Genomic DNA, 13,427 nt, shown 5'->3' with positions numbered 1-13,427 from the left:
GTTTATGCTTAAGAAGTTTATTGAACGTCCAGTATTATCTACGGTAATATCCATTATTATTGTGATTTTGGGTATGTTAGGATTAACCACCCTACCTATAACCCAATATCCTGATATTGCACCACCAACCATCAATGTTAGTGCCACCTATCCTGGGGCTAATGCTGAAACCATTTTGGAAAGTGTGATTATTCCCTTAGAGGAACAAATCAACGGGGTCGAAGGTATGACCTACCTGACCTCAACGGCTACGAACAGCGGTACAGCTTCGATAGAAGTGTTTTTTGACCAAGACGTTGATCCTGATATTGCTGCAGTAAACGTTCAAAACCGTGTCGCCAGGGCTAATTCCCTTTTACCCCAGGCGGTCATACAGACCGGTGTGACCACCCAAAAACAGCAAACAAGTGCCTTGATGTTCATATCGTTTTACAGTAGTAATCCTGATTATGATGAGACCTTTGTTCAAAATTACCTCAAGATTAACGTAATTCCAGAAATTCAAAGGGTAAACGGGGTTGGTAATGTAAACGTGTTCGGATCCAAGGATTATGCCATGCGTATCTGGTTACAGCCCGAAAAATTGGCTTCTTATGGCTTAATACCTTCAGATGTGGTGGCAGTTCTGAAAGAGCAGAGTCTCGAAGCGGCAGCCGGTTCTTTGGGTGAGAATGATGGCCAAGCCTTTAGTTATGTGATTAAATACGGCGGCCGTTTTAAAACGGAGGAGCAGTATAGTGATATTGTCGTCAAAGCTTTGCCCAATGGTAGATTCTTAAGATTGGCCGATATAGCCGATATTGAGTTGGGGGCACAATCCTATGCGGCAAGCTCAATGACTGCTGGCCACCCTGCGGTAAACATGGGGATATTTCAAACCAAAGGCTCCAATGCACGTGATATCATTCTTGAAATTGAAGATAAATTAGATCAGATTAAGAAGGATTTACCAGCTGGTATTGAGATTTTTGTTCCTTACAGTACCAATAACTTTTTGAATGCATCCATTGAAAAAGTGGTAAGTACGTTGGTCGAGGCCTTTTTATTAGTGTTCTTGGTGGTATTCATTTTTTTACAGGATTTTAGGTCAACTTTAATTCCCGCAATTGCGGTGCCCGTTTCTATTATCGGAACCTTCTTCTTTTTGAATCTTTTCGGGTATTCAATAAACCTTTTGACCTTATTCGCATTGGTATTGGCCATCGGTATTGTAGTCGATGATGCCATTGTTGTGGTAGAAGCGGTGCATGCAAAACTGGATGAAGGAGCCAAAGACGCAAAGAAAGCTACCGTAACGGCGATGACTGAAATATCCGGAGCGATTATTTCCATAACGTTGGTCATGGCTGCGGTATTTATCCCCGTAACCTTTGTGCAGGGTCCGACCGGAGTTTTCTACGAACAATTTGGAATCACATTGATTGTGGCAATCATGATTTCTGCATTGAACGCACTTACGTTAAGTCCCGCATTATGTGCATTGTTGCTGAAACCTCATAAAGATGAACATGAGAAAAGCAAAAACTTTATACAGCGATTTTTTGATGCGTTCAATGCCGGTTTTAAAGCCACTACCAAGAAATATGGTCGCGCAGTCCATTTTTTATATCGGAATAAATGGGTCACGGTTGTGATACTTCTTTTGGCCGTTGTTGGTATTTGGTGGTCTTCAGGTGCCGTAAAGACCGGGTTCGTGCCCGATGAGGACAGAGGACTTATATTTATAAATACAGAATTGCCACCCGGATCATCTATTGATCGAACACGTGAGGTAAATCAGCAATTATATAATAAATTCAAAGATATACCGGGGGTTTTGGAAGGCTCGGTTATTGAAGGTCGTAGCTTTTTGGGAGGGGCCGGCAGTAATTATGGTTTAGGTTTTATCCGTTTGCAGGATTGGGATGAGAGAACTGCTGATTCAGTTTCCATACAGACCATAACTGGTAAATTGTTTGGAATCGCCGCCACGATACCTGAAGCGAACATTATATTCTTTGCGCCCCCTAGTATTCCCGGGTTTGGAAATTCTTCTGGTGTAGAATTGAATTTATTGGACCGTGCTAGTGGCAGTTTTGCCGATTTGGATAAAACAAAGAATGAATTCATCGCCAATTTGACACAAAGACCAGAAATACAGTATGCACAGTCTTCGTTTAATACAGGATACCCACAGTATGAATTGGAGATTAATGTGCCACGTGCGAAGGAGTTAGGAGTAGCTGTTAGCAGTATTTTTACAACACTACAGGGGTATATTGGAAGTATTTTTGCAGCAGATTTCTCACGCTTTGGTAAGCAATATCGGGTGTATGTACAGGCGCTTCCAGAGGATCGAGCGGATGTCGATAATTTAGATCAGATGTTCGTTCGAACTGAGAATGGGGATATGACCCCAATCACCGAGTTAATTACATTAACAAAGGTTTATGGGCCACAGTCCGTAACGCGGTTCAATCTTTTTAATTCAACCAAAATTACGGCTGCGACCAATCCAGGGTTTAGTTCAGGAGATGCCATAAAAGCAGTAGAAGAAGTAGCAACCTCATTACCATCAACTTTTTCGGTTGCCTATTCAGGTTTGACTAGGGAAGAGGTAAGTGCAGGTGATCAGACCACTACTATATTCCTATTGTCGTTATTGTTCGTCTATTTTTTATTGGCGGCGCAATATGAAAGCTATTTGATTCCTTTTTCAGTACTATTATCGCTACCACTCGGTGTTTTCGGGGCGTATGTCACGACGCAATTCGCAGGATTGGAGAATAACATTTATTTCCAAATCGCCTTGATTATGTTGGTAGGGCTGTTGGCCAAGAATGCCATATTGATTGTAGAATTCGCTTTGCAGCGAAGGAAGGAGGGTATGAGTATCTTGGATGCCGCTTTACAAGGGGCTGAATCACGTTTACGACCCATCCTTATGACGTCTTTTGCTTTTATACTCGGATTGATGCCGTTAGTTTTGGCCAACGGGGTAGGAGCCGAAGGTAATAGGTCTATAGGAACCGGTGCCGTAGGGGGGTTATTGATAGGTACCATAACGGGAGTTTTTGTAATCCCTATTCTGTTTATTTTCTTCCAATGGTTGCAGGAAAAGATAAGTGGTACGTCACAAGTGGATGAATTAGAAACTGTTCAAGAATCGTAGAAGTATGAAATTATATAGAGTTATAAAATTCGTTGGAGTAGCGGTTTTACCATTGTTGTTGGCATCATGTTTTTCAGCAAAAACATATGAGCGTCCTGAGAATGAATTGCTGAACGCAAACTATTTTAGGACGGATTCCTTACAAAAAGATAGTGTATCCTTGGCCTCTGTATCTTGGAAAGAACTTTTTACGGACCCAATACTTCAAGGTTATATTGAAGAAGGTTTAGAAAATAATATAGATATAAGAAAGGCCATTCAGCAAATTTTAATTTCTGAAGCCTATTTAAAGCAGGGAAAAGCTGGATACCTTCCAACGTTGAATGCTACAGCTCAATACACACACAACGAGCTTTCTTCGAATAGTCAGTTTGGAAGACAGTTCAGTAAATTGGATCAATACCAATTAAGTGGAGGTCTCTCTTGGGAAGCCGATATTTGGGGGAAAATCAGAAGTAATAAACGTGCTTATGAAGCTACGTATTTGCAATCTGTTGCGGCACATAAGGCCGTTAAAAGTACGCTTGTTGCCAATATTGCATCGCTCTACTATCAATTGTTGAGTTTAGATGAGCAGATAGAAATAACCGAAATGACGATAGCTACCCGCGAAAGCGGATTGGAAACCACTCAAGCCCTAAAAGATGCAGGTAATGTGACCGAAGTAGGTGTGAAACAGACCGAAGCCCAACTGTATACCGCTGAAGCCCTTCTTATCGATTTGAGGAATTCAGCGCATCTTTTAGAAAATTCATTAGCTATTTTATTAGGAGGGGAGCCTAGGGAAGTTGTTCGTAGTAGTCTGTCTGAACAAACGATTTCGACACCATTAAAAACTGGAATCCCTTATGAACTATTGTCGAATAGACCAGATGTCATCGCTGCTGAATATGCCTTGTTGAACTCTTTTGAACTGACAAACGTAGCAAGAAGTAATTTTTACCCTTCGTTGACCTTAACGGCGAACGGAGGTTTGCAAAGTTTAGATTTTGACCTCTTGTTCGATTCCACTTCGTTATTCACGACCATTGTTGGCGGACTTACACAGCCAATTTTCAACGGACGTAAAATAAGGACACAATATGAGGTGTCACAAGCACAGCAAGAACAAGCAAAGTTAAATTTTAAGCAGGCTCTTTTAACGGCATCTAAAGAAGTTTCGGATGCATTGTATACGTACCAAGCGGCAACCGAAAAAATGAAGGTCAAGAAAAAGGAATTTGAAGCCTATAATTTGGCACTGGAATATTCCAAAGAACTTTTAGATAATGGTTTGGCTAATTATATAGAAGTTCTCAATGCCAGAGAAAATACGCTTAACACGAATTTGGACTTGACCGATAGCAAAAATGCAAAATTACAAGCTATAGTAGATTTATACCAGGCCTTAGGAGGGGGTTGGCAATAAAGTTTTATTGGGATATGTATTATATCGGAAAAATGGGCTATGTTTCAACTAAACATAGCCCATTTTTTTGGATTCCTAATTATACCCAATTTATTCTTTGGGTGTGGTAACTGGCTTGTGAATAATATTCTTGATAATCATTTTGGCGTGAACCCTTGAGTTTTCTATAAACCATTTGTGGGTTTCCATACCGCCACAGATCACACCGGCCAAATAGAGTCCCTCAACATTGGTTTCCATGGTTTTTTCGTCGTATTCCGGAAGTCTTTTTTCGTCTTCGGAAAGATGAACGCCAAGTTTCATGAGAAATTCAAAATTAGGCTTGTACCCGGTTAGGGCAAGTACAAAATCGTTATCAATTCTTAAGGCTTCCCCATTGGAATCGAGTTCCAATGCATTTTCATGGATGGCAGTCACCACCGTGTTGAAATACGCTTTGATGCTACCTTCCTCAATGCGATTGATAATATCTGGTCGAACCCAATATTTGACGCGTCTTCCTACTTCATCACCGCGAATGACGAGGGTCACTTCGGCCCCTTTTCTCCAACATTCCAAAGCCGCATCTATGGCAGAATTACTGGCCCCGATAACCGCGACTTTCTGACCGGCATAGTAATGCGGATTATCATAATAGTGCTTTACCTTCTCCAATCGCTCCCCAGGAACGTTCAATAAATTTGGGATATCGTAGAAACCTGTTGCCAAAACTACTTTACGGGCGTGGTAGGTGTTTTTGTTGGAAATCACGATAAAGGAGTTGTCTTGTTTTTCCACATTTTTGACCTTCTCAAAAAGATGGATGTTTAATTTGTTGGTGGTGACGATGCGTCGGTAATATTCCAAGGCTTCGTCCCTTTTGGGTTTGGCCTCCTTGCTGATAAAGGGAATTTCATCGATTTCCAATTTTTCCGAAGAAGAAAAAAACTGCATGTTCGTTGGATAGTGAAATAGGGAATTCACAATAGGTCCTTTTTCCAATATGATATAGGATAGTCCGTTTTTCTTCGCTTCCAGTCCACAAGCAATTCCTATGGGTCCACCTCCAATGATGACCAGGTCTAATTTTTGCATGATTCCTTTAACTCTTTAATGGTGTTTGAAGGATTGTCACTTTTAAATACAAAACTACCTGCAACGAGGACGTCCGCACCGGCCTCAACCAGTTTTCTCGAGTTCTCTGTGGTAACACCTCCATCAACCTCGATTAACGTGGAGGTGTTTTTTTTGGTAATCAATGCCTTTAGGGCTTTTATTTTCTCGTAGGTATGTTCTATAAATGACTGTCCTCCAAAGCCCGGATTAACGCTCATAATGAGTACCAGATCAATGTCTTGAAGGGTATCCTCCAAAAGCATGACGTTCGTATGGGGATTAAGGGCCACCCCTGCCTTCATCCCCTTGGATTTGATAGCCTGAAGCGTTCTGTGCAAATGGGTGCAAGCTTCATAGTGTACCGTTAGGTTCGTGGCACCTAAATCAGCGAATGTCTCAATATAGCGGTCTGGGTCAACAATCATTAAATGCACGTCCAATGGTTTGGTCGCACTTTTTTCAATAGCCTTGACAACAGGCATTCCGTACGAAATGTTGGGTACGAATACTCCATCCATAATATCGATATGGTGCCAATCTGCTGCACTGGCATTTACCATTTCTATATCGCGTTGCAAATTGCCAAAATCTGCCGCTAAAAGAGAAGGTGCTATTAAAGGACTTTTCATAGGTTTACGTGCTATGGATTAGAGTACAAAAATAAGAATTTGAAACCCGTATACGTAACCGAAGCACTAATCCTTTTGATCATTTTACTCGATAGGGGGTACGCCATTTTCGGTTAATATCGGATTTACCTTGGGTCCGTACGAATCAATGCTCTTTTTCAAGGCGTTTAGCTGAATATCCAGTTCGGCGGACAGTTCCTTAAAGACTTTATACGCCCCGTCAGTAGGCCTGGCATCCCCATCTTCTACACTACGCCTTAAAGAGGCGAGCCTATTGTTGAGTTTGATTGGAAAATTCAATGGATCTTGGCCGGATTGATTTTTAACCTGATACAATTCTTCCTCGATGCTTGAAAGTTCAGCCGTAAAGGCTTCCAATACCTTGGCGTCTTTGCCAGAACCCGTTTTTTCCTTTGCGGCATTAAGTGCCGATTTGATTTCCCGAATGCGAATTACGGCTTCATTGGCAGCGCTGGTTTTGGCCATGATTTGGTTCGCGAGTTCAAATTGTTCCTCCAGGTCTTCTTTGGTAATGCCTTTTAAATTGGGATCCATTTCAATTTCAAACGGATAAATTTTTTCATAATTACCCGTTTTCATCTTTACTTTATAGGTTCCTAAAGGAGCTTTTGGTCCTCTGGCCGGTCTTCCACTCCAAATGATCATACCATCGAATACCGTGGCTCCGGGATAGCGAAGGTCCCAAGTAAACGTATTGATACCTTTTGCCGTAGTAGGTTTGGAGGAACCTCCTTTAAGCCAATAGGGTAAATTAGGGTCTTCTTCGTATTTGGGTTGACTACCGGTAAATGTATTGATGAGCTTGTCATTGGCATCATAGATCTCAAAGGTAATACTGTCTTTTTGGTCCTTTAAATAATATTGAACCGAGGCATCGTTAATACCCCGTATGGCATTGGCAGGTTCAAAAAGTACCGCTTCTTGTGAAGCCATTTCAGGAGTGAACTGTCGTAAGGGCTGAATATCGTCCAAAATCCAAAAACCTCTTCCGTGGGTTCCTAAGACGACATCATTATCTTTTATGACTAAATCGCGTACTGGCGTATCAGGAAGTTTTAGCTGTAGACTTTGCCAGAACTCCCCATCGTTCATGGAAAAATAGACGCCATGCTCGGTAGCTAAGAAAAGTAAGCCTTCCCTGACTGGATCTTCCCGAACGGCCCTGGCGAAATGTCCGTCTTCGATTCCATTGATGATTTTTGTCCATGTCTTTCCATAATCATGGGTTTTGAAGACGTAGGGCTGACGGTCATCTACCTGATACCGGTTTGCGGCTACATATAGGGTGCCCGGGTTATGAACGGATTCATCGATAATACTCACCCGGGAAAATTTAGGCAAATCCTTTGGGGTAATGTCCGTCCAATTTTTACCGCCATCACGCGTAATGTGGATTTTACCATCATCCGATCCGGCCCAAATCGTATTGATATCATGATGGGAAGGTGCTAAGGCGAATACCGTCGCGTAGATTTCAGGTCCGTTCATGTCCATCGTAATAATACCACCGGTTTTGCCAAGGGTGGAAGGATCGGCATAGGTCAAATCCGGACTTATTTTTTCCCAAGATTGGCCGTCGTTGATGGTTTTCCAAACATGTTGTGAGCAGGTGTACATAACGTTCTCGTCCTGTGGGGCGAACATAATGGGGAAGGTCCATTGCCAACGTTCCGGTAATGCGCTAGCGGGCTCTCCGGAGAAAAAACGTGGATATACCTGAATGTCCCTGGATTGACCGTTACTTCTGTCATATCGGGTCAAGAGGGCTCCCTGACTACCGGCGTAAAAGATGTCTTTTTTAGTGGGATGTTGGGTAATCCATCCACTTTCACCGCCGCCAACGGGGTAATACCATCCATGGTTTGGACCTCGTGCCAACATATGGTCCCAACCGCCACTGGGCATGGCAACGGTACTATTGTCCTGCTGTGCTCCCGCCACATGATAGGGCACGTCACTTGTGGCCATGACGTGGTACAATTGGGTGGTGATGTAATCCTCCTCGGTCCATGTTTTTCCACCATTGACACTAACGATTCCCCCACCATCATTGGAGGATATCATCCGTTCCGGATTATTGGGGTCTATCCACAGATCATGGTTATCCCCATGTGGGACTTTAATTTCGGTGTCAAAGGTTTTACCACCGTCCGTAGATTTCCAGAAATCTACATTAAGTCCGTACACGGTCTCCTTATCTAAAGGGTCTGCATAAATCCTGGAATAGTAAAAGGCGCGCTGTCTCAATTTACGTTCATCATTGGTCCGTTCCCAAGTTTTACCCGCATCATCCGAACGAAAAACACCCCCCTCGTTCGCTTCTACAATGGCCCAAACCCGATTCGAATCTGCGGGTGAAACGGTTACTCCAATTTTACCTATGGGTCCCTCTGGCATTCCTGGATTTTCGGTTAAATCGCTCCACGTTTCCCCGGCATCGGTAGATTTCCATAGTTTACAACCAGGACCACCGCCCCACATTTTCCAGGCCTTACGTTGTACTTCCCAGGTACTGGCATAAAGCACCTTCGGATTATTTCTATCGATAATCAAGTCTACCGCTCCCGCTTTTGGACCAACATAGAGCGTTTTTTTCCAAGTAGTACCACCATCGGTACTTTTAAAAACTCCACGTTCCTCATTGTCACCGTAGGGGTGCCCCAACGCTGCTACATAAACAATATCGGGATTTGTGGGATGGATCCTAATTCTCGAAACGGCTTGGGTTTCCGCTAGGCCTAAATGACGCCACGTTTTTCCGGCATCGGTAGTTTTATAGACACCATCACCTTGAGTGATACTTCCCCGAAGCTGTACTTCTCCCATTCCGATATACACGATATCCGGATTGGTTTCGGCCACGGCGACCGCACCTACGGAAGAACTGGTAATTTGTCCGTCGGTAACCGGTTTCCATTCATTGCCACCATCGGTAGATTTCCAAAGTCCTCCACCTGTGGCCCCAAAATAATATTCGTTGGGTCTGCCGGGACTACCTGCTGAACCCAGGGAGCGACCGCCCCTTACAGGGCCAATATTTCGCCAGCTTAAATTTTCGTAAAAATCCTTGCTTATCGGTTTCGCTTCACTGGTAGTTTTATCCGCTTTCTTTTGAGCGAAACCAGTATAGGAGATGGAAAAAACGAAGAAAAGAATCAGTTGGAGGTACTTTGAATTCATGAAGTTGGTGTTTGGTTTGTTAGTATCGGTTAAAAAATAAGCCTGAATTTAAGCAATTATTCCGCCAAGGCTAAAAGATGCATCAAATTTAATGGCTTGGTGTACATATCAAGTTCATCCTTATCATTTTGGGGCCATTCCGCTTTGGGTCGGTCCCAATACAGTTCCACGCCATTACCATCCGGATCATCCAGGTAAATGGCTTCGGAAACACCATGGTCGGCAGCTCCCGTGAGGGGATAGTCAAATTCATTTAGACGCTTTAAGATCAAGGCCAAATCTTTTCGGCTAGGATAAACAATGGCGGTATGATAGAGTCCCACACCATGTTTGGGGGCTGGTGGGGCATTTTTACTTTGCCAAGTATTCAAGCCAATGTGGTGGTGGTAACCGCCAGCGGAAATAAATACGGCCTGTTCCCCGTATTCCATGGTAATTTCAAATCCTAATAGTTCACAATAAAAACGGATGGAACGCTGAAGGTCCGATACTTTAAGATGAACATGACCAATGCGGGTCTGTTCCGGAATTTGGTATTTCATAAAAATAGGTTACACATTTTTAGGGGATAATATCCGTTATTCTTCGCCCGTATAAATTTTGTGGTTTTCATCTCCTCCCGAAATGATATAGGCAAAGAGATCGGTCACCTCCTGTTCGTTCAATCGGTTCAAAAGTCCCGGTGGCATGGGGGATACCGGGGACAGTTCTTTTTTTACAACCTTGTTCTTTGCGATGCTAACCGTATAACTTTCGTTAAAAGGATTGGGCATGAGGACAATGGAATCGCCGGCTTCAGATTTAATCCTTCCCGCGATTTTACTGTCATCCTTTAAATGTAAAAGTGTATTTGCGTACTGATCGGATATTTCATCGTTAGGGCTATAAATAGCGAACATGAGGTCATAGGTGCTGAATTTGGTATGGGCCTGGGTAAGGTCGGGCCCGGCGGCTCCCCCTTCACCTCGCATTCTATGGCATAGGATACAGGTGGCTGCCGCAAATGCCCGTTTGCCATCTTCAATGGTACCTTTGTAATTATCTAGTCCGCCCCAAACGATACGGCCCATATCGTCCGCAGAATAATTTTTACCGGGCCCCTTGGGTTGGGGGAGATCGGCCACTGCAGAGGAGGGCGAATAGGAACCGGAAATTTCAGCGTAATGTTCACGTTCATAGGCCGGTACGTGGGTCAAGGCCCTCTGTCTGACATTTTCCATGTAGGCCTTAAAACTCATGCCGCCATTGGCGCCAAGCACATCAAAATACCAGGAGAAATAGCGTTTTCTTAAATCATTATTCCATCCATGTTCAGCGTTACTCAACAGCATGCCATAATAAATGGCCTCACTAGGGGGCATCTTTTCAATAACATCACGAATTAACGGTCCGTACTGTTCACTGCGCAAGGTGGCTTCCTTGGAAAGCATTTCCACACCTTCGGTAATCGTTTTTTGTTGGGTGTGGTATTCCAATTGTGCTACTAATCTTTCGGTTATTCCATCGGCATCCAAATACAATAAAAGTTGGGCAAGCTCTTTGGAAACCAGTTCATTTTCATGCGGAAATAAGGGATTTAAAAGGGTGATGATTTGATTTTTGAGGCCTTCTGCTGGCATACCCATTCTGATAAAATTGATGGTGTAGGTGCGCATGAAATCCATCAAGAGGTCTTGGTCAATTTTGGAGAGTGGAACGGCCAATAATTTTTTAAGAATAAGAGGCTGTAGTTTCTCACCTCCTTGATGGCTTAGCGCAATACTGCTTTCCACGATTTTACGTGGATCATCTTCGGCGGTATACCGGTCCATATACGAGGAAACCGGCTGGTGCTCCAGCGCTATTCGTGCCGCATAGCGTATAAATCGGTCTTCATGATTCAAATTTTCCCAAGCCATTGCCACTCCCTCCGGAGCTAGCTGCGTGTGAAATCGTTCTAAATCTTTTCGTAAGGTCCGCGCTGCTGAATGGGTAGTGTCTGCATCGGCAGATGTGGAGGTGTCGGCTCCGGTGTACCTTAAACGGTACAGATGGGAATCCAAGCGACGACCGCCCGTTGCAAAATACAGGTTACCATCGTTCCCAGCAATCATGTCGGTTAGCGGTAGGGGAGTGCCGGATAGAAATTCTTCCCGTTTGGCTTCATAACTACTTCCTTTGGGAATCAAATCGATATAATAGACGGTCCCAAAACTCCAATCCATGATCAGCAGTCCGTCCGAGTATTTTTTAGGGAAATTCAATGTTGAGGTGGAAAGTACTGCTGTGGGTGAGCCCTGTTCCAAGTTATGGACCGCGGGAAGATTATCCGGGTAATAGGCGGGCCATTTGCCGGAACCTGTCCGCCAACCGTATTCACTTCCACTGGTAACGTGATTGATCCGTGTAGGCCGGTACCAAGGCATGCCAATGTCCCATTCCATATCGGCATCATAGGTGAACAATTCCCCTGCAGCGTTAAAGGCAAGGTCAAAGGGATTTCGATAACCAGCGGAAATCAGTTCCCAAGAACTGCCGTCCGGGGTAAATTTAACGATCCAACCTCCGGGGGCCTTGATATCGTTCGCGTGTCCCCTGGCATCCAGATAGGGTTCGAAGAGATTGTCCTCTCCCCAATTGGTAGGTAGCCTACTTTGCGCTTTGAGGCTTTCTGGGATCAGGGTATGGTTACCGGCAATGAAATAAAGGTGTTTCCCGTCGGGAGAAGGGGTGAAACTATGTGGGCCATGTTCTCCAGAACCCTCCAATTTCAATAACATGGTTATTGTATCTAAGGTTCCATCGGAATTTGCATCGGTTATTCGGTAGATACCACTTCCGCGTTCCTCAGCATCGGGAATTTCATCATCCCAATTTTTGTTCACCGCCACGTAAAGACTGTTGTGCGCCCAAAGCAATCCGTGCGCCTCTCCGATATCCAGCGGCAAGGTAGTGATTGCCTCGGGTTCTAGAATGGCTCCCTTTTCAGGAACTTCAAATTGATAGATTTTACCATATTGGTCACAGGCGAACATGGTTTTTCCTTCCCCTTGAGCCAAAGCTACCCAAGATCCCTGTTCTTGGGCACTGGGGTGATAGATTTCCTCAAGCTCGAGATCTGGAGGAAGGTTGAAGGAAATGGCAGCTTCGTTGGTTCTAGTTTCTTTTTTCTGAGTACAGGAGAGCAAACCAACAAAAAGAACGGAAAGAAGGAGTAGTGGTTTGGTTAATTTGATCATGGCACTTCGTTTATTTCCTTAAAGATACAAACTTAGCGATAGTGATTTATGAAATTTGCCGTAGTCCTTCATACAAGACGATGGCCACCGCATTGGCTAAATTCAGGCTTCGTATTTCTTGACTGTACAATGGAATTTTTGCCGTTCTATGTTTTTCGTTTTCTAAAAGGGTGGGTGACAAGCCCACGGATTCCTTACCAAAAACCAAAAACATATCATTTTTGAATTGAATGTCCCAATGTGCTTTCTCGCTTTTGGCGGAAAAGAAAACCATGTCCTTATCATCGTGTTTTTTAAAAAAGGATTCTTGATTTTCGTAAATGATCACGTTGAGGTGTTGCCAATAATCCAAACCGGCCCGTTTTAGACGTTTATCAGAAAGTTCAAAACCAAAGGGTTTGACCAGATGTAAGGTGGAGCCGCTACCCAATGCCAACCGACCAATATTACCGGTGTTGTTGGGGATTTCAGGTTCTAGCAAGACAATGTGGAAGCCCATTATTTTTTGATGGATTGTAAGTATAAATGCTCTACTTTTTCCCTGGCCCAAGGTGTTTTTCTTAGGAATTTTAGACTGGATTTTACCGTAGGATTGCTTTTAAAACAATTGATATTGACCTGACCGGCAAGATCTTCCCAAGAGTATTTTGCAGTGAGATATTCTAAGATGTCCACGAGTTTGACTCCGTGTAGTGGATTGTTGGGTTGGCTTTCTGTTTCCATAA

The 13,427-nt window shown here is 43.6% G+C and carries 9 protein-coding genes; 2 read left to right on the top strand and 7 right to left on the bottom strand.

Going from position 1 to position 13,427, the window contains the following annotated elements; all coding sequences use genetic code 11:
• Positions 1 to 4 precede the first annotated feature (4 nt).
• Positions 5 to 3,151, top strand: coding sequence for an efflux RND transporter permease subunit (locus ACNR9Q_RS16915; protein ID WP_419212400.1), 3,147 nt, complete (start codon positions 5 to 7; stop codon positions 3,149 to 3,151).
• 4 nt (positions 3,152 to 3,155) lie between these two features.
• Positions 3,156 to 4,559 carry an efflux transporter outer membrane subunit gene (locus ACNR9Q_RS16910; RefSeq protein WP_419212399.1) on the top strand — a complete coding sequence of 468 codons (1,404 nt, stop codon included), beginning with the start codon at positions 3,156 to 3,158 and terminating at the stop codon, positions 4,557 to 4,559.
• Between the two features lie 90 nt (positions 4,560 to 4,649).
• Here ACNR9Q_RS16910 and ACNR9Q_RS16905 read toward each other — a convergent pair whose 3' ends face one another.
• The 7 genes from ACNR9Q_RS16905 to ACNR9Q_RS16875 form a co-directional block, all read right to left on the bottom strand.
• Complete coding sequence (locus tag ACNR9Q_RS16905) at positions 4,650 to 5,633, bottom strand: YpdA family putative bacillithiol disulfide reductase (RefSeq protein WP_419212398.1); 984 nt, start codon at positions 5,631 to 5,633, stop codon at positions 4,650 to 4,652.
• A complete protein-coding gene (gene rpe / locus ACNR9Q_RS16900) occupies positions 5,621 to 6,283 on the bottom strand; it encodes a ribulose-phosphate 3-epimerase (protein WP_419212397.1) in 663 nt (220 codons plus the stop codon). The genes ACNR9Q_RS16905 and rpe overlap by 13 nt, the downstream gene beginning before the upstream one ends.
• Positions 6,284 to 6,367: 84 nt before the next feature.
• The gene (locus tag ACNR9Q_RS16895; protein ID WP_419212396.1) at positions 6,368 to 9,484 is read right to left on the bottom strand and encodes a VPS10 domain-containing protein; all 3,117 of its coding nucleotides are present in this window, start codon (positions 9,482 to 9,484) and stop codon (positions 6,368 to 6,370) included.
• A 56-nt stretch (positions 9,485 to 9,540) separates the two neighbouring features.
• On the bottom strand, positions 9,541 to 10,026 hold the full coding sequence (locus ACNR9Q_RS16890; RefSeq protein WP_419212395.1) for a VOC family protein: 486 nt from the start codon (positions 10,024 to 10,026) through the stop codon (positions 9,541 to 9,543).
• Positions 10,027 to 10,062: 36 nt separating this feature from the next.
• The gene (locus tag ACNR9Q_RS16885; RefSeq protein ID WP_419212394.1) at positions 10,063 to 12,702 is read right to left on the bottom strand and encodes a c-type cytochrome; all 2,640 of its coding nucleotides are present in this window, start codon (positions 12,700 to 12,702) and stop codon (positions 10,063 to 10,065) included.
• Positions 12,703 to 12,748: 46 nt separating this feature from the next.
• On the bottom strand, positions 12,749 to 13,201 hold the full coding sequence (locus ACNR9Q_RS16880) for a tRNA (cytidine(34)-2'-O)-methyltransferase (protein WP_419212393.1): 453 nt from the start codon (positions 13,199 to 13,201) through the stop codon (positions 12,749 to 12,751).
• Positions 13,201 to 13,425 (bottom strand): VF530 family DNA-binding protein, encoded by a 225-nt coding sequence (locus ACNR9Q_RS16875; RefSeq protein ID WP_419212392.1) that lies wholly within the window; start codon positions 13,423 to 13,425, stop codon positions 13,201 to 13,203. Before ACNR9Q_RS16875 ends, ACNR9Q_RS16880 begins: the two co-directional genes overlap by 1 nt.
• Between the last annotated feature and the right edge of the window lie 2 nt (positions 13,426 to 13,427).

The sequence above is a fragment of the Maribacter sp. X9 genome, assembly GCF_048537565.1.
Lineage (GTDB): Bacteria > Bacteroidota > Bacteroidia > Flavobacteriales > Flavobacteriaceae > Maribacter.
Note: the sequence above shows the minus strand (reverse complement) of the source record. Positions and strands in the feature narration are given on the sequence as shown.